Below are 23,234 nucleotides of genomic sequence, written 5' to 3'. Positions count from 1 at the left end.
GCCCCGGCCGAGGAGGCTGAAAGCGCCAACGGCGCTGTAAGCTGGACTTCATTCGAAGTTAAAATTCAAACCCCGCAAGCTAACACTTGTGGGGTTTTCTTTTTTTGTCCACAGGACCTCGGACCATTCTGATATCAAACTTGTGACAAGCCTGCTTTGTAAACCGTATAAACAAGTATGCGTAAACCACAGCTTGCACTTACTGGATCGTTATTGGTTTTATTGCTTTCTTCCTGCGGCGGCATCGAATCGGTGATCGGTCCGTCTGAGATTCTTCACGAAATTCCCTCTGAAATGTTTTATCAGACCAAGGGTGACTGCGCTCAGGGTGATTTATCATTCAGTTTGCTGGTCGCAGCGGGCACACAGATGTGGACGGATCCTTCTGCAGTACTGCATTCTCAGCAGGAGCTTTACCTGCATTCCAATCACACTTTTGATATGCGTTATCGTGAATTCACTTTGGATGATGTGGCGTTTGATACAAGATTGCAGGCGCGCTTCAGTGTTGACGGTCACAGTGGGCTGGTGAAGCTGAATGGAGTCGGTGAGGGATTTGTTGTTCAGGACAACGGACGCCGTTATCTGCAACTGCAATTCACTCAGGCGGTGAATTCCCCGGCACTAGTCGGCAAAACGGCGCGTTTCAGAATCATGAATTCATTCAATGGACTCGACACGGATCGTGCCGAGTACTGTGGTTATACGCTGTTCTAGGATTTAGCTGCCAGAACCCAGATTCCGACCAGAATAAACAAACTGCCAGAAACGTATTTCATGATTTGGGGGCTTAACATAGTCCCCAGGAACTTTCCAAAGATCACTCCCAGTGCTCCGGCAAGACCCAAGGCCAATACAACGGCCAGCATCACAGTCATCGTCGACTTTGTTTGTGAAGATGCAGCCAACGCAGCAAATTGGGTCTTGTCTCCCATTTCAGCCAAAAATATAGTGATAAAGGTGCTGGCAAAAATCTTCCAATCCATCATGGGTCCTTTGTTCAAGAAATGAAAACCTAGTGATAAAAGGATAGGTGAGGGAAGGCAAGTTTGAAAAGTCGATTTATTACCGCCATGGATCTTTTGCAGGAAGAAGCTTCCAAAGGACACCTCACTTTGCGAAGAGTCTTCGAATTACTCGGAGAAGAAGGCCACGCCATGTTGGTGTTGTTCTTCTGTCTGCCGTTCATGCAGCCTGTTCCGATTCCTGGGCTTTCAACACCGTTGGGGATGATGATCTCGGTGGTGGCATTTTTCCTGTATCTGCAAAGACCTCCTTGGCTTCCCAAACGTTTTGAAAATGTGAAGCTGTCGTCTGAGGTGGTGATCAAGGTCTCGGAAGTCGCCGAACGGATCTGGACCTATGTTTCGCGGATTGTTAAAGAACGTCTGACCTTCTTCCACGATGTGTGGTTTTTCCGCATCCTGAATCTGATTGTATTTGTGGGAAATGCGGTGCTTTTATCCCTGCCATTGCCGATTCCTTTTTCCAACACCGTGCCTGCGGTAGGGATCATTCTTTGCGCCATCGGCCATATGGAAAAAGACGGTATTTTTATCCTTTTCAGCTACCTGTGGTGTCTTATTGTTGCATCGTTCTTTGCAACACTGGCCATGGGAGCCATCAAGCTGGTTTAGCTTCCCTTAGGTCTAGTCACACAGAAAGGACCAACAAGACCAAAAGATCTTTGTGAGCCTTTCCCAGCTGCTCTAACATGAGTATCTGGGGGGATACTTGTATGGGAAAATGGATTGCAGCAGTTTTGATTCTTTGTTTTGCCAATGTATCAATGGCGAAGGGCCCGAATGACGTTTGCGCGAAAGATCGCGAAACACTGTGCGGAACTATCCAGCCTGGTGAAGGGCGCGTTTTGAAGTGCATGATGGAAAATACCGACAAACTTTCCGCTGATTGCAAAGCAAAGTACGAAAAAATGAAAGATCACGCAGGCGAGATGAAAGATGCCTGTCACGAGGACTATGAAAAGTTCTGCGCGAACGTACCGGCAGGCAAGGGGCGCAAAATCAAGTGCATGATGGACCGTAAAGATGAACTGACCGCAGATTGCCGTGCACAAATGGATAATGCCAAAGATGCACACAAGAAAATGAGAAAGGGTAAATAAAGAAATCTATGCGCGAAAAAAGTCTTAGGCTTAGTCTTTTCGACGCTTTTCTTTGTTCACTGATGATTGGAGCCGGCGAAACGTATTTGCCGGCTTATTCTTTATCTATCGGCATGGGCGAAATCTTCGCCGGTATTCTTTCCACGCTTCCCATTGTCAGTGGAGCGTTCCTGCAGCTGATCACGCCGCGCGGACTTCAGCGCATTCGATCTCACAAAAACTGGGTGGTGGCTTCGGCCACGTTACAGGCTTTGACCTTCATTCCTTTGATTTATTTTTCGGCCACCAAGGCGCCGAATTTCTGGATGCTGTTTTTGATTTTATCCCTGTACTGGGGTTCTGGCTTTGCTGCGGGACCGGCCTGGAATTACTGGATGGGTCGTCTGGTGCAAGTGGAAGAGGGCAGTCGCTATTTTGCCAAGCGCGCCCGGGTTTCGCAGGTCGGTATTTTGCTGGGGCTGATTGGCGGTGGCGTGGCCCTGCACAATAAAGTGGAGATCGGACCGTTTTCGTCCGTTTTCACAATGCTCTTTGTTTTTGCTTTTGCCTGTCGTCTGGTTTCATCCTTCATTCTTTCATCCCAGTATTTTGATCCGGCCTGGAATAAGGAACCAAAACTGGGTTTCCGCGCTTCGTGGAAAGTCTTTTGGGCTAATAAACCCAAGCGGCAGTTTTTCTTTTATCTGGCGCCTTTCCAAGCGGCCGTCTTCGTGTCTTCCCCCTTCGTGACTCCGTACATGCTGGCGCAGGTAAAAATGGACTATGGCGCCTATATGACGGCTATCGGGGTTTTATTCATTGGTAAGATTCTGACTCTGACTTTGATTGATCGTTTCCGTCAAAGTGCTTCCGGCTTCAATTTATTGGTATTTGGCGCTGGTGCCATTGTGCCGCTGCCGGCGATGTGGGCGGTCAGCAGTGACATGTACTTTATTTTCTTCCTGCAATTCATCAGCGGCATGGCCTGGGCCTTTGTGGAAGTGGGGCTGTCACTGATCTTCTTTAAAGACATCAAGCAAGACGAAAAAGTTCCGATGCTGACGGTTTATAATCTTCTGAATTCGCTGGCGATCATCTTTGGCACCTATATCGGTGGCAAAGTGCTGTGGATGATGGGTGAAAAAGTCAGCAGCTATTATGCCGTCTTCGTGCTGGGAACTTTGACCCGGGCCTTCGGGTTCTATCCGCTTTACCGCTATGTGAAGAATCACCTGGGTGTGGTCGATAAAAACACCGAAGTCACTTCAACGGAAAGAGCTTCTTAAATTCCCGGTGCAGTTGTTTGTCATGATAGGTGTCTTCTTCCGAAGACAGATCCGCATCTGAATAGCCCGAGAAAATCTTAATCACACTGACGTGAACGCCTTGAATTTCAAAATGCGCGCGCCACGTGCGATAAGCTATCACAAACCCCGAGCCTTCGGGCTTCACGCGTTTCTTGCGGGAATTATCCGGTTCAAATTCCAGTTGATGCTGCAAGAATCCACGCAGTTGATGTATCTGGTGAAGCTCCAGCCACTCCAGTTCCTGTTTGGCCTCGACTGAATAATCAATCATAAAGCGCTCAGCGTTTTTCAGCCACGCCGGTTCCACGCCGGGGAATGAATCCGCATAGGCCACATAGGGTTTGATATCCAGAATCGGACTGCCGTGCAAAAGGTCAGCGCCTTCCACGTGGATCTTCAGTTTGTCGATGGATTTGACCTTTACGCAGCTGATGCCCACCGGATTGGGGCGGTAAGGGGATCTGGTGGCAAAAACGCCTTGTTTGGTGTTGCCGCCACGCGGGGGCAGCACCATCGGGCTCCAGTGGTCATTATGATGAAACAAGAACACCACCCAGATGCGTTCACAACCTTCAAGACCCGTCAGAGCCTGTTCAAAGTTGTGACCGGCTTCAAGCTCGATCACACCTTGCGAGTGAAACTCATCAGGCTGGCGTCCGGCTTCGTAAGGGTGCACCTGTGGGCTTTTGAAAGTGCCAATGGCTGTAAACTTTATTTCAGTCGCCATTGTCTCATCCATTCAAATCCGGCAACCGCAGCAGTGACGCCGACATTCAGGGAATTTTTGCGCCCACGCAAAGGAATGATACGGACTTCATCAATGATCTTTAAAACTTCCGGATCAAGGCCGAAGCGTTCATTCCCCAAAACAAAAGCAGTGGGTTCAAATTCAAACTTTTCAAACAGATCTGAAGCGCTGGCCGCCGTTTCCAGGGCGACGATGCGATAACCTTCGTCTTTCAGTTCTTCCAGACACTCTAAAAGTTTCGGAGCTTCTTCCCAGGTAAGATATTCCTGAGTTCCCATGGCGGTCTTTTCAACCTTCCATTGGGTCGGAAGCGGGGTGTAGCCGCACAGGTAAATTTTTTCAGCGCCCAGGCACTCGGCCGTGCGGAAGATGGATCCTACATTGAAGGCCGAGCGGATGTTATCCAGAACAAATACCAACGGCAATTTGCTTCCAGCCTGCTCGCGGTCGTTTTCAACCACCAGGAATTCATCATCCTGCAGATTTTTATGCAAAAGGCGTTCAAAAGGAATGGCATAGCTGACGAAATGTTTCAGCGTCATGCCGGGGGTCAGATGCTTTTCCAAAGGAGCCAGACGGGCAACATCAGGATTCTCGCAAGCAGACAAGGCAGAAATCAGAGATTTCAGTTTTTTAAGTTCTGCTTCTGCAAAAGAAAAATCCCCCGAGGATTTCTCCAGCTTCAAGAAAAGCTGATGGATTTCTTCGAGGGATTTTTTATCCTGAATCGAAAGATTCATTATTTCACTCTCTGGCCGACCTGGGCACCGTCATCCGCAGAAAGTACAAACAGATCGCTGCCACCAGTTCCTGCCGCCAGCACCATGCCTTCAGACATGCCGAATTTCATTTTGCGTGGTTTCAAATTCACACAAACCAGCACTTTGCGACCCACCAGTTGTTCGGGTTTGTAAGCCGCTTTGATACCAGAAATGATCTGACGGATCTGGCCTTCGCCGATGTCGATTTTAAGACGCAAAAGTTTGTCCGCTTCTTTGATCTCTTCAGCTTCAATGACCTGACCAATACGCAGATCCACTTTGTCGAAATCAGCAAATTCGATTTCAGCCGGGCGGTCGCCCACTGTCGCCGTTGCAGCAGGGGCCGCCGCCGCCGCTGGTTTTGCGGTGGAAGCCGCTTTTTTCGCCGCTTGAATTTCTTCGTTGATCTTGCGACCCTCCTCGATCATGGCTTTGACTTTGTCAGCCTCAATGCGAGTTGCCAGATGTTCATAGTCGTTGATTTCACGGTTGGTAAGAACTGTGTTCAGATCAGACCACACATAGTCATTTTCACCCAAAAGTTTGGCAACCTTCTGGCTATAGAACGGCAGCACCGGTTTCAGGTAAATCGCAAGCAAACGGAACATGTTCAAAGTGGTGGTGATAACCTGCTTGGTACCTTCTGGATCCGCTTCCAGAGTTTTCCAAGGGGCTTTTTCGTCAAAGTATTTGTTGGCGTCATCAGCAAGTCCACGAATTTCACCCAATGCTTTAGCAAAGTCGCGCGCCTCATAGTGGGCGGCGATGGATTCTGCGGTTTTTTGACCGTGCTCAATCAGTTTTTTGCCTTCCGCATCCGGCACGCTCATTTTGCCGTCCATTTTCTTTTTCAGCATCTGGCCACCACGGGACCCCAGGTTTGTGACTTTACCCACAAGCTCGGAATTCACACGATTGGTGAAATCTTCCAGATTCAAATCGATATCGTCCACAGAACTCGACAGTTTCGTGGAATAGTAATAACGAAGATACTCGGGGTTCAAATGGTTCAGATAAGTTCTTGCCGCGATGAAGGTCCCTTTGGACTTGGACATTTTCTCGCCGTTGACCATCAAGTGACCATGCACGAACACCTGATTAGGCGAGCGGAATTCCGCAGCCTTCAGGAATGCCGGCCAGAAGATCGTATGGAATCTTGCGATGTCTTTACCGATGAAATGGTAAATTTCACGGTTTGGATCCTGCCAGATGTCTTTAAGGGTTTTACCCTGGGATTTCGCCCATTGCTCGGTGGTGGACATATAGCCCATCGGAGCATCCACCCATACATAGAAGAATTTTTTATTGTTGGTGCCCGGAATCGCAAAACCGAAGTACGGTTCATCGCGGGAAATATCCAGATCCTTCAGGTCCTCGTTGAACCACTCCAGCATCTTTTTGGAAATCTCAGAAGAGCAGTGTTTTGGGATCCATTCTTCAAGGTACTGTTTGAAGTCATTCAGTTTGAAGAAAATGCTCTCGGAATCTTTCATCACCGGAGCTGTGCCACACAAAGAACAGTGCACATCTTTCATGTCACTCGGGGAATAAGTCGAAGCACAGACGTCACAGGAATCTCCATACTGTTCCTTGGCGCCGCACTTTGGACAGGTGCCCTTTACGAAGCGGTCCGGCAGGAACATTTTGTCGTGATTGCAGTACATCTGCTGAATCGGCTGGCTGCGGGTGTGATTGCCTTCTTGCATTTTTTTATAGAAGTACTCACAAAGCAGACGGTTTTCTTCTGAGTTGGTGGAGCCAAAGTGTGAGAACTGCACCTGGAAATCAGCAAAGTCCTGCGTGTGCTCTTTATAGCTTTGGGCAATCAAAGCTTCCGGAGTGATGCCCAGTTCGCGGGCTTTCACCATGATCGGGGTGCCGTGAGTGTCGTCTGCACAAATGAAGACGCATTCATTGCCACGCATATTCTGAAAACGGGCCCAGAAGTCGGCCTGAAGATACTCCACTAGGTGACCCAGGTGAATGTATCCGTTTGCATAGGGAAGAGCACAGGTGATCAGAATCTTGCGTTTGTCGTTCATTTATCGAAACTCCACATTTCCAGCTTCAAGACTGTAGGCAGCCTTCACTATCTTTACATCACCCGAGGCTACAGCGTCACGCAGGATTGCGGAGCGTTCTAGCAGTTCATTGGCAAGGCCTTCCGCCGCCGTCAGGTCACCGCAAGAGTCCGAACCCATGATCACCACCAGATTGGTGCCCAGAGTGCCCACAGAATACTCAAGACTTTCCTGAACGTTTTTGTCCAGGATCAGCTCGCCGGTGCGGACCACATAGATTTCACCCAGTTTTTGGTCAAATACGATTTCTGGAGAAACACGAGAATCGCTGCAAGTGTAAACGGCCGAATGCGGGCGCTGCAAAGCGCTTACGCGACGGCGGTCGGCAGCCGAGGCGCCATCATTACGGAAAGTGCCGCGCACAAAACGGGTGTTGCCGTTCTTAAGCCAGCCAAATGCTTTTTCTGCAGGCACCGGTCCGGCTTCACGGGGAGCTTTGCCATGAGTGTCTTGAATATGTTGAGCAGCAGCGGCAACGGCTTCTTTTACTTCCGTAGCGTGAGCTTGTGCTTCAGCATCGCTGCCAACCTCAACCCGGGTCATTTCTTTTTCACCGCCCGTGCTGGTGGCTTGGGCAGGGGCTTCTTTAACGCCGCCTTTGCCGTCTTTCAGGGTCACTTTCGTTTCCTGATTCGGTTCGCGATGGCTGGTAAAAGATGCGCAGGCTGTAAGGTTCAGAGCAAGAAGCCCGATAATGAGATTGGTTTGCATTGACGTCCTCCGTGATGTCTTATTGTCAGGACCTCCATAAGGGATGGTCAAATTAAAAACAAAAAAAACTTCACGCCGAACCGACGTGAATCTAGAATGAAACCGTGATTTTTTAATAAGGACGTTTATGAATCTACCCATTCTTTCTTCCGCGGATGTTCAGGCCCAACTTTTAAAGCGACAATACCAGGCTCAAGGCAGCTATCTGGCGATGTACAGCAGCTGGTATGGCGGGGTGATTAAAGACCCGGGGTTGATGATGGTGCCAGTGGATGATCACCTTGTGCACCGCGGGGATGGCGTCTTTGAAGCCATCAAAGTCGTGGATGGTCAGGTGTTTTTGATGCAAGAGCATCTGGAACGGCTGCAGTCTTCCGCCCAGCAGATTGGTATCAGCCTGCCGCACAGTCTGGAAGATATGAAAAAGATCATTCTGGAAACCACACGCATTGCCGCAGCCCCTTATGCGGTTTTGCGCCTGTATATTTCCCGTGGTCCTGGGTATTTTACGACAAATCCTTACGATTCCATCAGCTCTCAAATGTATTTGATCGTGACGTCGTTCACGCCGTTCACTGATGAAAAATACCTGAAGGGCGTGAAGATCGGACGCAGCCAAGTCATTCCAAAGGACCCGTGGCTGGCTCGGATTAAAACCTGCAATTATCTTCCGAATGTGATGATGAAAAAAGAAAGCGTGGATCGCAAGATTGATTTCACCATCGGTATTGATCCACAAGGGTTTATCACCGAAGGCAGCACCGAAAACATCGTTCTGATCGACAAGGACAAGAATCTGCTTCGTCCAAAGCTTCGCCAGATTCTGAAGGGCACAACCATGATGCGCACCTTTGATCTGGCTGAAAGCCTGATGGCGTCAGGGGAATTAAAATCCATCCAGGAAAAAGATCTGACCGAACAGGATATCCTGAGCGCTTCAGAAGCCATGATGATCGGAACAACTCTGGATGTTCTGCCAGTGACCGAATACGAAGGTCAGCAGATCGGCGAGGGCAAGCAAGGACCGCTCGCATTTAAGCTTTTGCAGCTTTTGCGCGAGGATATGAAAAAGGGGCCGAAAACGACCCCTGTAAAGTTCTAAACTTCCAACTGAATCTTATCGAGCAGTTCTGGATCACTCAGGACTGCTTCGCCGCCCTTGGCGATCGCTGTCAGCGGATCTTCCGCGATGCGAACCTGCAGGCGAACTTCATTCTGAATGCGCAGATCAAAGTCGCGAATCAGAGCGCCACCACCAGCCAAAGTGATACCTCTTTCGATAATATCAGAAACCAGTTCTGGTGGAGTGTGTTCCAGCGCGCGGTGAATCGCATTGATGACTTCCTGAATACAACCGTTCATTGCCAGACCCACGTCTTCGGAGCTGACTTCCATTGTGCGGTTCATTCCGGTATCAGCATCGCGACCGGTGATCGAGACACTGCGAATGTCTTTTTTCGGAACCGCAGTTCCGACAGTGACCTTAAGGTATTCCGCCGTGGTGTCAGAAATGATCAGTTTTTTGTATTTTTTGAAGTAGTCAATGATCGCATCATCCAGACGGTGACCACCCACGCGGGCGGCTTCGCAGTAAACGATGTCAGCCAGAGCGATAACCGCCACTTCCGTGGTTCCGCCGCCGATATCGATGATCATGTTGCCTTCTGCCGATTTTACATTCAGGCCGGATCCAATGGCAGCGGCCATCGGTTCATCGATCAGATAAACTTCTTTTGCGCCCGCTGCTTTGCAGGACTCAATCACGGCTTTCTTTTCAACCTCAGTCACCCCGTAAGGAAGCGACACCACCACGCGCGGACGGGAAAAAGCACCCTTAACGCCTGGTTGGCTTAAGAAGTGCTTTAGCATCACTTCAGAGGTTTCAAAGTCCGCAATCACGCCATCGCGAATTGGTTTTTGCGCAAAGATGCTGCCTGGGTTGTTTGCCAGTTTTTCTTTGGCGTCGTTCCCCACGGCGATCACGCGTTTTTTACCGGGGCTGGTCTGCTGATAAGCGATCAGCGAGGGTTCATTCAGGATGATCCCTTTGCCACGAGCTGCGATAAGAGTATTGGCTGTCCCCAAATCTACGTATAGATCTGCAGCTGTTCCGGTTTCGTCCTTAAAGAACCATGAAAACATATTACTTCCCGAATCCTTTGTGGCTTTCAAATGGGAATGTCAGATAAAGGGAGATGTAGGAATAAGACTTGTTCAGGTCAATGCCCACTTCCGCGCCCATATTTACTTCTTTCCAGTCAACATAGTGGAATTCGCTTCCCAACGCCAGGTTGGAGGCAACGAAGTTTTCGTCTTTGGTGTTCAGGAATGTAAACGGCACCGCAAGGTAAGGCACGGTCAATCCATATTCTGTGTCAAAACGTTTGCTGACCAGTGGGGCGAACTGGAACTGGATCAGGTTTTCGTCCTCATCGCGGGCAATGCCCGCACCGGCACGAAGGCCCATCGCTGGCTGGTTGTCCACGTCAGGGATTGGAATCCACTTAACGCTGGCAAAAGTGTTAAAGTCCACAGCACCTGCGCCCATGCTGATGCGCGCGCTGGAGGAATCTCCCAAAGCGGTATCAAAGAACACGTTGAAGTTGGCACCGTTGCCTTTGTTGGTCAAAAGCTGAGGCTCAACACCCACTTGATATTTGCCCGGAGCCAAAAGCTCGCCGGATTCTGCGATGCTCAGGTAAGCATGCGCTTGAGAAGTTAGAAACAGTCCGAAAACGAAGTATTTAGCAAAATTCATGGATAAAAGCCTTTCGATTCAAAAAATGGTATCGAGTCGTGAATCGTTTGACAAGACCTTGATCCAAAGAGAATCTGATTCCGTGACGAAACTTCCCATTTCCCTTGTGATCATTACCTTGAACGAAGAGGCGCACATTGAGCGCTGCATTCGTTCCGCCCCCTTTGTAGACGATGTTGTCGTGGTCGACAGCTTTTCGACGGATCGCACCGTTGAGATTGCTGAAAAGTGCGGCGCCCGCGTGTTCCAGGAAAAATGGAAGGGTTTCGGACCCCAGAAGGCCTTTGCGACGGCTCAGGCGAAAAATGCCTGGGTTCTGTCTTTGGACGCCGACGAGGCACTCAGCCCTGAACTTGCATCAGAGCTTTACGAAAGCTTTCATGCGTTGGATCCGGAGGCAGGGTACCTGTTTCCGCGCAAATCCTACCATCTGGGACGCTGGATCGAATTCGGCGGGTGGTATCCGGACTATCAACTAAGACTGTTTAATAAATCCCGTTCCCAGTGGAATTCCGCAGACGTACACGAAAAAGTGGAAGTCAAACGCATGCTCAAAATGAAGCGGGATCTGCTGCACTGGGTGTTTGATGGTCTGAGCGATCAGGTTATCACCAACGACCGCTATTCCACGCTGGGAGCCAAACAGCTGATGGCTGCGGGCAAGAAATTTTCTTACTTCAAGTTGATCTTTAAGCCCTGGGGCAAATTTATTGAGACCTATTTTGTAAAGCGCGGCTTTATGGATGGGATGCCGGGCTTTGTGATCGCCGTCGGAGCAGCCTATTCCCTGTTTTTAAAGTTCGCCAAGCAGTGGGAGATGGAACGTGTTCACAAAAAGTCTGAATAGTCTTCTTTCTGTTCTTTTGCTGGCGGGGATCACTTTGGTGGATTCCCATGTTTTTGCGACTGCTCCCAAGTATCCGGCGGTTCGTGAGGTTCGCGGGCAGGCGTGGTTGACGGGGAAGGACGGCAAGCGCCTGTCTCTTCGCGGTACGACCACTTTGCGAGAAAAAGCGACGCTGGAAACATCTCTGGATTCAGAAGTTAAAGTACAACTTGATGAAAAGCGCAGCTTCACCGTTCTGGGGGGCAGCGAGCTGATCATCCCGGTGATTAGCTGGGAGGGCGGAGAAGCCCCCGTGCTGAATCTGAAATCCGGTCATCTTCATTGGAGTCAGTCCCTTAAAGACAAGGGCGCTTACAATGTGGCTGTGCGTTCGGATCTTTTCGAGTTTATTGCTCCGGCCGGGGATTATGTCCTTAGCATGGATCCGGCCAAAGCGTTTGCCGGGGTGAAGATGTTTGAAGGCTCGATGGAGTTTTCCGCCCTCAACGGCGAAGATTCGGCGAAGGTTCAAAGCGGGCAGCAAGTCGGCTTTCAAGGGGTGATCGAAGGTGGTGAAATCGCCTATGACATCCTTTTGCAGGGACGAAAGATCCCTCGCGGGCGCCTGACCTCGGTGACCGCCCTTGACCTGAAAGAGCTGTCCATTGCCAGTGAAGCTGAAAAAATGCGCCGTAAAAAACAGGCCACCGATCAAGCCCGGGCTGCCAAAGCCAAAGCGGATAGCAAAAGATCCGGGTCCATCTGTGAAAAGCCGGCCGGGCGCTTTAATGAGTGTTCATGGACATGCTTAAACAACCCCAAGAAAGAAAAGAAAGCCTGCCTGGTTGCCGCAGAAGGCGTTTCCTGTGTTCGTCACCGTTGCAACGCCAATGGGGATTGGGCGGAAGAAACGGTCCTTGATGCCGAAAAAGGGGGCAGTGCCTGTAAGGCGCAGGTGGTCGTAGGTTCTTGTGATTACTAGGGCTTTTTAAAATCTGCGTTCCGGGGTCATTTTCGTGCTTGCACTTTCTTTGGCAAGGCCCTATAAAAGATCTTCCTTTGTGGTGGGTATAGCTCAGTTGGTAGAGCATCGGATTGTGATTCCGAGTGTCGCGGGTTCAAGCCCCGTTACTCACCCCAATTTTTCCCTTTTTTATTCCCGTCATATTAAACACATCCCTGTATGCTGACGCGTTTTGGAACCGATTGTCTAGGTTCTACGCTCCGGGCACAGGCCTCGGCCAATCTATCGCACTCAAGGCAGGCGAATACCTTGCATCGCTCTTATGGATTAGGTCAGGCAGGTGTTGATTGAAAACTAGAGTTTTGCTTGTATTCCTTATTCTAACTTCCGCTATGCAGGCAAAGGCTGGCATGTTTACTTGGCGTCGCTGGCGTCCTGAAGCTGTGAAAGTCTGCTTTGCCAACCCAGTGCAAAACTCGAAAGAAAAATACCGTCGATCGGTCTGGAGCTCCCATGATAAAGATCAAGTTCGTCGCTGGCTCGAGGATGAGTTCACTCCATCCCGCACGGGAATACATTTTGTCGGGTTTGAAAACTGTATTCTGGGTGACCAAAGTAAAGTCGTCATCAACTATCGCCCGAAAAATGCTTTGAAATGGTTGGGCGGCACGCTGGCCTCCGCATCGGTTGGGGTTCAGCTTGTTTATCCTGCCAAGGACTTTCCGGGTGCGACGGGCGTGGTGCACTTCTTCGCCGGAGGCCTGACTAAATCCACGGTCGTGCACGAGTTTGGTCATATAGCAGGTCTGTATCACGAACACGATCATCCTCATTCCACCTGCACCATAGGTGGCAAAACGAAAGAGGGTATGAAGTGGGGCTTCGGCTATACAGAATACGATGCAGACTCGATCATGAGTTATTGTGTCACTCGCAAATGGGACGACCGCGGTTTAAGTGCCGGAGATCTGTTCACCCTCCGACTGATGTACATTGATAAAATTGAGTCAATGACCTCAACGGGTATTTTGAGATAACACCCGAATCTGCCATCAGGCTCTGGCTTGCAGTTCAGCAAATTTGTGATTTGTGCGACCTCGAAATGGCTATATGTGAGGGCGCCGCATTCGCGATAAGATGATTTGATGAAATTAACTTTGCTGCTGGCAGTTTTCTTATTTTGTGGATGTCAAACCCGGCCGGGTCCTATTCAGATAGATCTGCCGCAGTTGAAATCTTATTTGTCCCAGAAAAACGAAGTCGCCCAGTGGAGCAGTAAAGCGCGCATGGCTTCATTGGGCGGACGTGCACCCACTCAGCAGCTGGCGCCGACCTTCGCCATGCCTTTTAGTCAGGCCAAACTCAAAGCCCATGTGTTGGACGTGCGCAGTGAAGCAGACTTCGCGCAGTTTAACATGAGCATGGACCCCATCACAAAAATGCCGGTCAGTAATATTCCGGCTTCCGTATTAAGTCCCCTGGCTGCAGGTGATGCTGTCCAAGTTATGGGAGCCAAAGGCATGACCCCTGATTCCATCATCATCGTCGTTTGCAGCAAAGGGGCAGGTTCTCCGGACTTGGCCCAGCAAATCTTCGCTTGGGGGTTCCCAAGGGTGCTCAATTATCCCGGTGACTATTCGGGATTGCAGGGCTGTCACGACGAAGTAAAGCCTTTGAATCAATAGGCTTCGGGATATATAGTTCTGGCTGGATTGCGAGGTGCTTATGCAGGCAGGTTCAGTATCAGACGTTGTTGGTCACACACCCTTAATCAAGCTTCAGTCTCTTTCAAAAATCACCGGATGTGAGATCTTCGCCAAGGCTGAATATCTGAACCCAGGTGGCAGTGTGAAAGATCGCACGGCCCTGGGGATCATTCAAAGCGCTGAAAAACAGGGGCTGCTGAAACCTGGATACACGATTGTCGAAGGCACTGCTGGTAACACGGGGATTGGTCTTGCCACCTTGGCCGCTCAGCGCGGATATCGCTGCGTGATCGTAATGCCAGACAATCAAGCCAAAGAAAAATACGATGCGCTTCATGCTTTGGGAGTGGAGCTTGTGAAAGTGGCTCCTTGTCCGTTTGCCAATCCCAATCACTTTTACCACACAGCTCGCACTTTGGCTGAATCTCGTCCCAATGCATTTTGGGCCAATCAGTTTGAAAACACCGCCAACTTCGAAATTCACTATAAAACAACCGGCCCTGAGGTGTGGGCGCAGATGGACCAAAAGGTGGATGCCTTTGTTTCTTCTGTAGGCACAGGGGGGACGCTGGCCGGGGTGTCTGCCTATTTGAAAGAGCAGGATTCAAAAGTGCATACTCTTCTGGCTGATCCCATGGGTTCAGGCCTTTATTCTTTTGTTAAAACCGGAAAATTTGAATCTCAAGGCAGTTCCATCACCGAGGGCATCGGAATCATGCGTCTGACCGAAAACTTTAAAAAAGCCCGTGTCGATGAGGCAGTTCAGATCCACGATGAACAAATGCTCTCAATGCTTTATTATCTGGCTCAGCACGAAGGCCTTCTGGTGGGGACTTCCGCAGCGCTGAATATCTTCGCGGCTTATCAATATGCTTTGCAGAATCAGGGAAAGGGTTTGCGTATCGCGACTGTGATGGGGGATTCAGCACTTCGCTATCAGTCCAAGGTGTTCAACCCGGATTTCCTGAAAGAAAAGAACCTGCAAATCAAGCCATTGATTCCTGCTTAAGGCAGAAAAACGTTATAGGCCCGACGGGAAGGTTTCCGGTATTTCACTCCGGTCAATTTCCTGTCGCAGCGGACTTAAAGCGCGCGATTCATCAAAAAACAGAAAGCTGTCATAGCGTTCCGCGATTTTGGTCGAAACATAGTTGGCGCGTTCATGGTGGGGGTTATAGACAACGCCCACCGCACGATGGCCCCGTGACTGGGCCCAAGATTTGGTCCGATCCTCTTTAGTAAAGTTCAAAGAAAAATTTTTGAATCCTGAGGCATAGGCCACTTGGTGAAAAAGATCCTCATAGCTTCCACTCTGTGCCTGGGGCAGATTCATCACCCGCACCGGACCCGCCCAAGCCGGGGAGGCAATCACGCTTCCCTGATAGCTGCCAAAACCCACCAAGGCCACATTGTTTTCACCGAAGATCTCTCGAGCCAGGCCTCCGATGTTGACGCTGCCTTCGATCACCATGTCTGTGGCCCGGTAGTCACCGATGTGGGTGTTGTGAGCCCAGACAATGGCTTTTGCGTCGGTGCCATAGTGCTGAAGCAAGGCCTCCAAGGACTCCAGCATATGCCGGTCACGCACGTTCCACGAGCTGTCTTCAAAAGCAGTCATAGCCTGATAATATTTTTCAGCATTTTTGATCACACGGGCGTTTTGAATGGCATCAAAGAGGGCGTTGTCGGCGCGGGTCATGTTTTTTTCAAGCAGATCTTCCAGGGCAGACACAGCCTCTTCGCGGCAGCCTTTGGAGTTTCGCATAAGATCTCTGACGTACTTTTTTTCGTCATGCCGGTAAGAGGCAAAGCAGCTGTAGTACTCCTTTAACGGAGCCACCAGATCAGGTTCGATACCACCCACGGTTTTGACAATGGCATCGATGGATTCAAACAGCGAGTAAACATCCAGTCCATGAAAACCGACCGGTTTCTTATTTTGCAGATGATTGTGCGAGCGCAGCCAGGTTGTGAAATCACGGACTTCTTCGTTGGCCCACATCCATCCTGGCCACCGGGAAAAATGCGCAAAAGGAAGTTTGTCCAGATTGCTGGAACGAACATAGCGATCCAGATACTGACACGAGGGCCAGTCTCCTTCCACGGCGACAAAGCTGAAGCCGTGTTTGCTGACGAGCTCCTGGGTTATTTGGGCACGCCAGTGATAGTACTCATGCGTTCCATGCGATGCTTCTCCCAGCATGACCACTTTGCGGTCCTTGATATGGGAAATCACATCCTGCAGGTCTTGATGACGTAGCAGGGGTGTCTGGCGCTTTTTCAGTTCTTCAATTTGCTCAGGGATCATAGGCACCCCTGATTATTTTTTAGAGCTGTGCTCGCTGGAACTGCGATTGCGGGTCGTTTGATCTTCGTGCACGGTGTTCGTGTCGATAAGATCCGTGCCCTGGTGCTCAGAACGATAGTTCTCGCCCTTTTCCTGAGAGTCGATGATTTTCTTTCTTAGATCCGCTCCTCGTACTGCCTCATTTTTTTTCTCAGCCATAGGTTCCTCCCGCATTCAGGGATATTTTCCGCCGCCCTTGCAGGAACGGAAATTAAAACCCCCGGTTGCTGATTTAAAACAAGCTTCAGGATTGGCTAAGGTCCTAGCTCTGCCAGTCCGGGACCCACGCAGTGGTGCGTCCGGCAATGTCCTCATGTTTTATTTTGTGTCCCTTGTGGGTTTTGGCAGTTTTTGACTTGCCCCAGCGTTCGTGGAAAAGCCACGTCTTGGGAAAGCGCTCATAGTCCGCATCCACGGCAATGGCTTTTCTCACGACTGACAAAGTCACTCTGCGTATGGTGGTCACTTCAGCCAGCGTCAGATCCGAGGCCAGACGATGGGGCGAGATGCGCGCCTGAAACAAAATTTCATCTCCCAGCCAGTTGCCAATCCCCGCGAATAGCCCCTGATCCAGCATCAGTCCTTTGATGGATTTCTTTCGCTTGTGCAGACGTTCATACAACGCTTTGGCTGTCGGGAAATCCAACAGAGGGTCAAAGCCCAGCTTGGCAATGCGTGGATGTTGCCACGGATCGTCCGTCAGCCACATCCGGCCAAAGCGGCGCGGGTCACTGAAAGCCATTTCGATTTTTTTATCCAGTCGAAGCAGCAACCGGCAAAACCAAATCATGCTGTGTTCGCTTTCATCTTCAAGACTCCACAGTTTTTTGCCGCCCCAGATATTGCGGTGTCTGGCGTCTGAGGGATCCGTCAGCAGCGAGATGTTTCCGCTCATGCCCAGGTGAAACAATGGCCAGGGCTTACGATCCAGCTCCAGCCAGAAATACTTTCCTTTCCTGCCGGTGCCGGTGATGCGGGCTCCTTCCAGGGCCTTTTTCACTTCTTTGGCTGGGGCAAAGGCGAAAAGGTGTCTGTCTTTGTCTTCATAAATGACTTCTTTGATCCTTTTGCCGCGCAGAGCTTTGTCAAGATGACGGCGCACGGTTTCGACTTCGGCAATCTCTGGCATGGGGACCTCCGTAAGATGCCATTATCCTTGTGCGCACAGACAAGGGACAGGGAAAACTGGTTGCGATGGCAGCAGTCAAGAGCGAGCCTGAATCAAACGAGGTGGCGGATGTGGGAAATGACGAACCCCTGGTGGGAACTGATACTTCGTGCAGTTATCGTATACTTTTTCGTATTCGTGCTGTTGCGGGTGATTGGTAAAAAGCAAATCGGCGAGTTCGCTCCGTTTGATTTTGTTCTGCTGCTGATTATCAGTGAAGCCGTCAGTAATGGATTGATATCGGATGAATACTCCGTCACCGGGGCCTTGATTCTGGCAGCCACCCTGGTGGCGGTGAACTCTTTTGTGGACTATCTTAGTTATAAGTTCAAAAAAGTCGAAGAAGTCGTTGAGGGCGAACCCCGGGTGATTATTCAAAACGGGCAGGTCATTGAAAAAGTGCGCACTTCCGAAGGAATCACTCAATCCGAACTTGAAGCCACGCTGCGGGAGCATGGCCTGAAGTCGTTTTCAGATGTTCTGCTGGGGGTTCTTGAAACCAATGGTAAAATCAGCATCGTACCAGTGTCTTCGATACCACCGCGGCCTAAGGCGGATGAGTCGCCCCGGCCCTTTTAAAAGTTGGTGATTTCGCCAAAAGTGGAACTGAACTTTTTCAATCCCTCATAGTCGTGCTTCAGAATGGTGTGGGCTGAAACAATCACGGCCGACATAAGTTCCTCAGGGGCTTTGGTTTTTTCTTCGTAGGTCGCGAGCTTTTCAAAACTGCGCAGGGACTTGTTCTGTTCTTCAACCCACGCCTGATAGCTGGCTTTAGAGATTTTGACCACCTGAGTGGAAAAACTCGCCTGATTGCGCTCTTCTTTTTTCTTTTGGGAATAAAGCCCTTCGCGAACCAGATCGATAAAGAAATACGCCACGCCTTTGATGAAGGATTCAGAATGAGCCCGCGCCAAGGCCGCATTTCCGAGGTTTGGAATGGTCTTGAAGGCGGGTTTAACCTTTTGTTTTCCGGTGACACGGATCAGGTCATGCTTTTCCAGGCCGATCAGATATTTGTCCGTGCTTCTTGCGGTCAGTTGATACTCGTCAGCAATCTGTTTTGGAGTCATTCCATCAAAAAGCTTCATCAGATAAGCAAAGTAGTTCTTGTTCTTTGCCAGGAAGGCATCCTGTTCTTCGGTGAATGAAGGACTTCCGGTTTCTTCCTCGGCCGTCAGGGTTTCAATTTCAGCAAGGTTGGTGTCTAAAATATCACACAGATGCAAAAGGCGATTTAGAGTCAGTTCTTCGGGCCCCAGAATTCTTTTGATCGTCGGAACAGAGCATTCCATCTGTTCTGCAAGGGCGTCATAAGTCAGTCCTTTCTTTTTCAGAAGAACTTTAAGAACTGCTTTTATTTTCTGGGACTTAAACTCTTTCACGGGATCCTACCTTTTGAAGTTCTTGCGAAATTCGCGTTCCAGAATGTGACTGCAATCCACCTCCAGACTGTCGAAACCAAGCAGCGAACACAGAATATAAAAAACTTTTTTCATTTGAGACCTGCCTCTTTCAGAAAGCCTCATCGCTTTCTGAAACCAGATTGCAGCATTTGGTTTGGAGTCTCAATCATCATCCTGAGGGTATCAAAAAACGAGCTAAAAAGCCATAAAATGGCTCAAAAATAGGTCGTGGTATCGAAAATAGATCCCACCTGCGGGACTGCTTCGGTCCTCGAATATCTCTCCAGTTGTCCGCACTCATCCTTGCTGCTAATTTCCCGCCACTATGTCACCAGCTTTATTATCAGTACGCCAACCCGTTCTTATCATGTCTCTTGTCATCCTTATGCTGACTCTTGGAGGCATCTCTTTAAAAAACCTTCCCATCGATTTGTATCCGGATGTCACGCTTCCCACTGTCGTGGTTGTGACTTCGTATGCGGGTGCCGGTCCTCAGGAAGTTGAAACCGAAATCACCAAGGTATTGGAAGATCAGGTTTCAACCATTTCCGGAGTGCAGAAGGTCTCTTCGCAGAATATGGAAGGGGTCAGTATTCTTAGTATCGAGTTCTCTTTGAAAACCAATCTGAACTTCGCCGAGCAGGAAGTCCGCGCCAAAGTGCAAAACTCCATGCGTGAACTTCCCGATGACGTCGATGAACCCGTGATCCGTAAGGTGGGTCCGTCGGATGCGCCGATCATGTATATCTCACTCCAAGCCGACATGGAGGACGGAAAGCTTTACGATCTGGCCAAAGAGATCATTTCCCCGCAGTTTGAGCAGGTCTATCAGGTCGGCCAGGTGGAAATCCTGGGGGGCCGCAAGCGTGAAATTCACGTCAGTTTGAATCGGGACCGTTTGAACGGCACGGATATCTCAGCCAGCACAGTGGCCGAAGCTCTGCGCAGCGGGGGGCGCAATATCCCTGCCGGTAAAATTGATGTCGGAGAAACTCAGTTTTCTTTCCGCACCCTGGGGCAGTATCAGTCCGTGCATGAAATCGGGTCCACCGTGCTTCGTCTGGCGGATGTCTATCATCCGATCACCATCGGCACGGTGGCCAGGATCGAAGACACTTTGCAGGACGAAAGCTCGCGCAGCCGTTTGAATGGCAAGAAAGCCATCAACTTCAGCATCTATCGCCAGTCCGGAGCCAATTCGGTCAAAGTTGCTGACGATATCGCCAAGAAGGTAACCAAGATCAACGAGGACTTCAAAGCCCAAGGGGTGGAAGCCCAGATGAAGATCGTTCAGGACACCAGTAACAAGATTCGCGCGAACGTTTATGACGTTTATGAATCCATTATATTCGGGGTGATCCTGACGATTCTGGTGGTTTATTTCTTCCTGGGCAGCATGAAATCCACTCTGATTACGGGCTTTGCACTTCCCAACTCGCTGCTGGGGGCGTGTATTATGATGGGGATCTTCGGGTTCTCTATCAACATCATGAGCCTGCTGGCGATGAGTTTGGTCGTGGGTCTTTTGGTGGATGACGCCATCGTCGTTCGTGAAAACATCTTCCGTAAGCTTGAAATCGGCATGTCGCCGAAGAAAGCCGCCGTGGTTGGTACCAATGAAGTGACTCTGGCCGTTGTTGCGACCACTTTGACGATTCTTGCGGTGTTTGGCCCGATCGGAAATCTGCAGGGGATTGTGGGGCAGTTCTTCAAACAGTTTGGTTTGACGATCTGTTTTGCCATGATCGTCAGTTTGTTCGACGGTCTGTTTGTGGCGCCGACTTTGTCAGCATACGTGGCGGGGGAGCATTCTCACAAACCTCCAACATCCAGGTTCGGCATCTGGAATCAAAAAGCTCTGAAGGCCTTTGATCGCTTCCAGACGCGCATGGAGCAGGGGTATGTGAAAACTCTGGGCTGGGCTCTGGCGCATCCGGCGAAAACCATCCTGGCCTCTGTCGGGATCTTTGTGTTTTCGCTCTTTATTGCCACACGCGTGCCATTCACATTCCTGCCCGCGCAGGACAATGGTGAATTCTACGTGCAGTTTGAGCTTTCTCCGGGGGCCAGTCTTGATGGCACGGATGTCATTGCCAAAGAAATCGAAAGCCGCACCCGCAAGTTCCCAGAGATCGAGGACATTTTGACCTTCGTGGGTACCGGCAACGGGGAGCCTCACAAGGGAAGTCTTTATATCCGTCTTGTGCCGTCTAAAAAACGCAGCATGAATACCACGCAGACCAAAGCGGCTTTGCGTGAAGCGTATAAGGGCCTGGAGAAATACAACATCATCGTGACGGATAACCCCGGTCAGCAGAACAGCCGTCAGTTCAACTTGAATATCGTGGGTCAGAATATGAACGATCTGATTCAGTATTCTGAAAAGGTGCTGGCGAAGCTGAAGGCCGAGCCGGGTCTTTCCCAGCCGGATACAAGCTATCGCGCCGGTAAGCCCGAGTTCCAGGTGCAGCTGAAGCGTGAAAACGCCCAAGCTTCGGGGGTTTCCCTGATCGGTGTTGGTATGGAGCTTCGTACTTTGATCGAAGGCCAGACGCCGGCCATCTACCGTGAAAATGGTGTGAATTATGATGTGCGTGTGCGCCTGCAGCCGGATCAGCGTGACTTGCGTGAACAGTATCCAAGTCTGAAGGTTCCAAATCTCAGTCAGCGGCTGGTGCCTTTGGCGAACGTCGCCCACTTGAAAGAAGCGCAGGGGCCGTCGGTGATCTTGCGTGAAAACCGCAACCGTTACATCCAGCTTTCTGCAGATATCACTCCAGGCGGGAAAGGCCTTGGGGGTGTGATCACTGAAATCAACAGTCTGTCGAAGACAGAACTGAAGCCGCCTCCGGGTGTGACTTTCAGCTTCGTGGGTGAAGCCGAACGCTTTGCCGAGCTGATGACGAACATCCTGGTTTCCTTGGGCTTGGGTGTGATGTTTATTTATCTGGTGCTGGCCAGTTTGTATGGTTCTTTCATCACCCCGGTGACAATCATGTCTGTGATTCCGCTGGCTGCCTGCGGAGCTTTCCTGTCGTTATTCATCACCCGTTCCAGCTTTGATTTGTTCTCGATGATTGGGTGTGTGATGCTGATGGGTCTTGCGACGAAGAACTCTATCTTGTTGATCGACTCTGCAGCTGAACAGCAAAAGCATGGTATTTCTCCGAAAGAAGCTTTGCTGAAAGCGGGCGAAACCCGTCTTCGTCCGATCATTATGACGAGTCTTGCGCTGATTGCCGGGATGGTGCCTGTGGCGATTGGTTTGAATGAAGCTTCGAAATCCCGTACAAGTCTTGGGATTGTCGTTATCGGTGGTACTATCAGTTCCACCTTGCTGACACTATATGTGATTCCGGCCGTTCACTTATATGTGGACCGATTCCAGAACTGGTTCAAGGCGAAATACCGCAAAGTCTTCGGACACGACGAAACAGTGATCTAAATATAGAAGCCGTCCCTTGGGGCGGCTTTTTTTATGTCTAAATTCAATCGTCTCTGCACCAAAGTGATGGATCGTGACTGTAAACTGGCACTGTTGATGGATTCTTCCTGGGGCGATTTCATTCAGTAATAGAATAGAACAAACGAACCAGGAGGTTTTTATGGCTTCGAAATACAACGATAAAGAAAGCCTCTCCCATAAAGTGGGGGATAAAATCGAAAAGGTTGGACAGAAGATCTCTGAGAAGGCCCCTAAAACAGGTCAGGCCATCCATGATCTGGGGGATAAGATTGAACACATGAACGACAATAAGAAATCCCGCCGTACTTAATGAGCGGTTTTGAAGGCCCCTTTCTTATATAGAAGGGGCTTTTTGCATTTTCTGATCCCTATTAATAAGGGAAATGGCCCCTCTATCTAGAGATTTCCTCTGAAATGCGGGATAAATGGGCTCCTCTTTTATAGGCATGAAGCGCTGCGGAGTCGCTTTGTGCCCATTAAGGCGGCATAAAGCGCAATTTTTGCCCTATTTTTCTACACTTTTATTTATTTAAAAAAGGCCTTGCCTGGAAAGGGCATTAGGCCTATAAATCAGGACCTCACCGACGTTATGTTTGATTCCAAACACAGACAGGGTTCATAAGTAATTGATTTGAATTCAATTATTTGCGACACGTTTGAACGTTGATTGAGGATCAAATATTTTTTCGAAAAAGTTCTTTTTGAAAATTTTCGAAAAAAATGTTTGAGAGGGTGTTGACAAGAGCTTAGCTCTTCGATAAAACTCTCTACCTCGCCGCTAAGTAAGATTAACGGCGAGCAAGATTCGCTCTTTGAAAACTGAATAGCTAGATAAAATAGATTTTTGGGCTCTTTGAATACCGAGTAATTGGTATTCACAA

General features: G+C 49.7%; 24 protein-coding genes and 1 tRNA gene. 14 read left to right on the top strand and 11 right to left on the bottom strand.

The genetic code is table 11. The annotated features are described in order from the left end of the window. The first annotated feature begins 177 nt into the window (after positions 1-177). On the top strand, positions 178-717 hold the full coding sequence (locus AC04MQ_RS10160; protein WP_051026289.1) for a hypothetical protein: 540 nt from the start codon (positions 178-180) through the stop codon (positions 715-717). Here the strand turns inward: AC04MQ_RS10160 and AC04MQ_RS10155 are convergent. Beyond that, entirely contained in the window at positions 714-989 is a 276-nt protein-coding gene (locus tag AC04MQ_RS10155; protein WP_015090848.1) for a TMEM165/GDT1 family protein, read from the bottom strand. The genes AC04MQ_RS10160 and AC04MQ_RS10155 overlap by 4 nt on opposite strands. Positions 990-1,049: 60 nt before the next feature. Between AC04MQ_RS10155 and AC04MQ_RS10150 the strand changes: the two genes are divergently transcribed. From AC04MQ_RS10150 to AC04MQ_RS10140, 3 genes are all read left to right on the top strand, one after another. Then, complete coding sequence (locus tag AC04MQ_RS10150; RefSeq protein WP_148278777.1) at positions 1,050-1,637, top strand: exopolysaccharide biosynthesis protein; 588 nt, start codon at positions 1,050-1,052, stop codon at positions 1,635-1,637. Between the two features lie 101 nt (positions 1,638-1,738). Next, positions 1,739-2,125 carry a cysteine rich repeat-containing protein gene (locus tag AC04MQ_RS10145; protein ID WP_015090850.1) on the top strand — a complete coding sequence of 129 codons (387 nt, stop codon included), beginning with the start codon at positions 1,739-1,741 and terminating at the stop codon, positions 2,123-2,125. An 8-nt stretch (positions 2,126-2,133) separates the two neighbouring features. After that, positions 2,134-3,390 (top strand): MFS transporter, encoded by a 1,257-nt coding sequence (locus tag AC04MQ_RS10140; RefSeq protein WP_475392019.1) that lies wholly within the window; start codon positions 2,134-2,136, stop codon positions 3,388-3,390. Here AC04MQ_RS10140 and tsaA read toward each other — a convergent pair. From tsaA to AC04MQ_RS10120, 4 genes are read right to left on the bottom strand one after another with little or no spacing between them, the layout of a single operon-like run. Continuing rightward, positions 3,365-4,138, bottom strand: coding sequence for a tRNA (N6-threonylcarbamoyladenosine(37)-N6)-methyltransferase TrmO (gene tsaA / locus AC04MQ_RS10135; RefSeq protein ID WP_475392018.1), 774 nt, complete (start codon positions 4,136-4,138; stop codon positions 3,365-3,367). The genes AC04MQ_RS10140 and tsaA overlap by 26 nt on opposite strands. Beyond that, positions 4,123-4,899 carry an RNA methyltransferase gene (locus AC04MQ_RS10130; protein WP_475392017.1) on the bottom strand — a complete coding sequence of 259 codons (777 nt, stop codon included), beginning with the start codon at positions 4,897-4,899 and terminating at the stop codon, positions 4,123-4,125. The genes tsaA and AC04MQ_RS10130 overlap by 16 nt, the downstream gene beginning before the upstream one ends. Beyond that, on the bottom strand, positions 4,899-6,962 hold the full coding sequence (metG, locus tag AC04MQ_RS10125; RefSeq protein WP_475392016.1) for a methionine--tRNA ligase: 2,064 nt from the start codon (positions 6,960-6,962) through the stop codon (positions 4,899-4,901). Before metG ends, AC04MQ_RS10130 begins: the two co-directional genes overlap by 1 nt. After that, positions 6,963-7,712 carry a carbonic anhydrase gene (locus AC04MQ_RS10120; RefSeq protein ID WP_015090855.1) on the bottom strand — a complete coding sequence of 250 codons (750 nt, stop codon included), beginning with the start codon at positions 7,710-7,712 and terminating at the stop codon, positions 6,963-6,965. It abuts the gene before it with no gap. 127 nt (positions 7,713-7,839) lie between these two features. Here AC04MQ_RS10120 and AC04MQ_RS10115 point away from each other — a divergent pair, with 127 nt between their 5' ends. After that, entirely contained in the window at positions 7,840-8,814 is a 975-nt protein-coding gene (locus AC04MQ_RS10115; protein ID WP_015090856.1) for an aminotransferase class IV, read from the top strand. Here the strand turns inward: AC04MQ_RS10115 and mreB are convergent. Continuing rightward, a complete protein-coding gene (gene mreB, locus AC04MQ_RS10110) occupies positions 8,811-9,854 on the bottom strand; it encodes a rod shape-determining protein (RefSeq protein WP_015090857.1) in 1,044 nt (347 codons plus the stop codon). The two genes, AC04MQ_RS10115 and mreB, sit on opposite strands and share 4 nt — an antisense overlap. Position 9,855: 1 nt before the next feature. After that, complete coding sequence (locus AC04MQ_RS10105) at positions 9,856-10,470, bottom strand: hypothetical protein (RefSeq protein ID WP_015090858.1); 615 nt, start codon at positions 10,468-10,470, stop codon at positions 9,856-9,858. Between the two features lie 82 nt (positions 10,471-10,552). On the opposite strand from AC04MQ_RS10105, the gene AC04MQ_RS10100 reads away from it, so the two are divergent. The 6 genes from AC04MQ_RS10100 to AC04MQ_RS10075 all read left to right on the top strand — a co-directional run bounded on the left by AC04MQ_RS10100 (position 10,553) and on the right by AC04MQ_RS10075 (position 14,975). Continuing rightward, a complete protein-coding gene (locus AC04MQ_RS10100; protein ID WP_041578307.1) occupies positions 10,553-11,317 on the top strand; it encodes a glycosyltransferase in 765 nt (254 codons plus the stop codon). Beyond that, complete coding sequence (locus AC04MQ_RS10095; protein WP_015090860.1) at positions 11,295-12,278, top strand: hypothetical protein; 984 nt, start codon at positions 11,295-11,297, stop codon at positions 12,276-12,278. The genes AC04MQ_RS10100 and AC04MQ_RS10095 overlap by 23 nt, the downstream gene beginning before the upstream one ends. Positions 12,279-12,360: 82 nt before the next feature. Beyond that, a tRNA-His gene (locus AC04MQ_RS10090) sits at positions 12,361-12,436 on the top strand. Positions 12,437-12,670: 234 nt separating this feature from the next. Beyond that, on the top strand, positions 12,671-13,297 hold the full coding sequence (locus AC04MQ_RS10085) for a zinc metalloprotease (RefSeq protein ID WP_148278778.1): 627 nt from the start codon (positions 12,671-12,673) through the stop codon (positions 13,295-13,297). Positions 13,298-13,405: 108 nt separating this feature from the next. Further along, positions 13,406-13,945 (top strand): rhodanese-like domain-containing protein, encoded by a 540-nt coding sequence (locus AC04MQ_RS10080; RefSeq protein WP_080602367.1) that lies wholly within the window; start codon positions 13,406-13,408, stop codon positions 13,943-13,945. 40 nt (positions 13,946-13,985) lie between these two features. Then, positions 13,986-14,975: a cysteine synthase A gene (locus AC04MQ_RS10075; protein WP_015090863.1), complete on the top strand. Its 990-nt coding sequence runs from the start codon at positions 13,986-13,988 to the stop codon at positions 14,973-14,975. A 12-nt stretch (positions 14,976-14,987) separates the two neighbouring features. On the opposite strand, the gene AC04MQ_RS10070 is transcribed toward AC04MQ_RS10075, so the two are convergent. The 3 genes from AC04MQ_RS10070 to AC04MQ_RS10060 all read right to left on the bottom strand — a co-directional run bounded on the left by AC04MQ_RS10070 (position 14,988) and on the right by AC04MQ_RS10060 (position 17,442). Further along, positions 14,988-16,274: an erythromycin esterase family protein gene (locus AC04MQ_RS10070; protein ID WP_015090864.1), complete on the bottom strand. Its 1,287-nt coding sequence runs from the start codon at positions 16,272-16,274 to the stop codon at positions 14,988-14,990. Between the two features lie 12 nt (positions 16,275-16,286). Next, a complete protein-coding gene (locus AC04MQ_RS10065) occupies positions 16,287-16,472 on the bottom strand; it encodes a hypothetical protein (RefSeq protein ID WP_015090865.1) in 186 nt (61 codons plus the stop codon). Positions 16,473-16,575: 103 nt separating this feature from the next. Next, complete coding sequence (locus AC04MQ_RS10060; RefSeq protein ID WP_015090866.1) at positions 16,576-17,442, bottom strand: Fpg/Nei family DNA glycosylase; 867 nt, start codon at positions 17,440-17,442, stop codon at positions 16,576-16,578. Positions 17,443-17,559: 117 nt separating this feature from the next. On the opposite strand from AC04MQ_RS10060, the gene AC04MQ_RS10055 reads away from it, so the two are divergent. Further along, positions 17,560-18,060 (top strand): DUF421 domain-containing protein, encoded by a 501-nt coding sequence (locus AC04MQ_RS10055; RefSeq protein WP_158320232.1) that lies wholly within the window; start codon positions 17,560-17,562, stop codon positions 18,058-18,060. Here AC04MQ_RS10055 and AC04MQ_RS10050 read toward each other — a convergent pair. Next, positions 18,057-18,866, bottom strand: coding sequence for a helix-turn-helix domain-containing protein (locus AC04MQ_RS10050; protein ID WP_015090868.1), 810 nt, complete (start codon positions 18,864-18,866; stop codon positions 18,057-18,059). The two genes, AC04MQ_RS10055 and AC04MQ_RS10050, sit on opposite strands and share 4 nt — an antisense overlap. Positions 18,867-19,212: 346 nt before the next feature. Here AC04MQ_RS10050 and AC04MQ_RS10045 point away from each other — a divergent pair, with 346 nt between their 5' ends. Beyond that, entirely contained in the window at positions 19,213-22,332 is a 3,120-nt protein-coding gene (locus AC04MQ_RS10045) for an efflux RND transporter permease subunit (protein WP_475392015.1), read from the top strand. Positions 22,333-22,492: 160 nt separating this feature from the next. Beyond that, positions 22,493-22,663, top strand: coding sequence for a hypothetical protein (locus AC04MQ_RS10040; protein WP_015090872.1), 171 nt, complete (start codon positions 22,493-22,495; stop codon positions 22,661-22,663). Positions 22,664-23,234 lie beyond the last annotated feature (571 nt).

The sequence above is a fragment of the Bdellovibrio sp. MYbb2 genome, from assembly GCF_056175685.1.
This window is presented reverse-complemented; position numbering and strand designations above follow the sequence as displayed.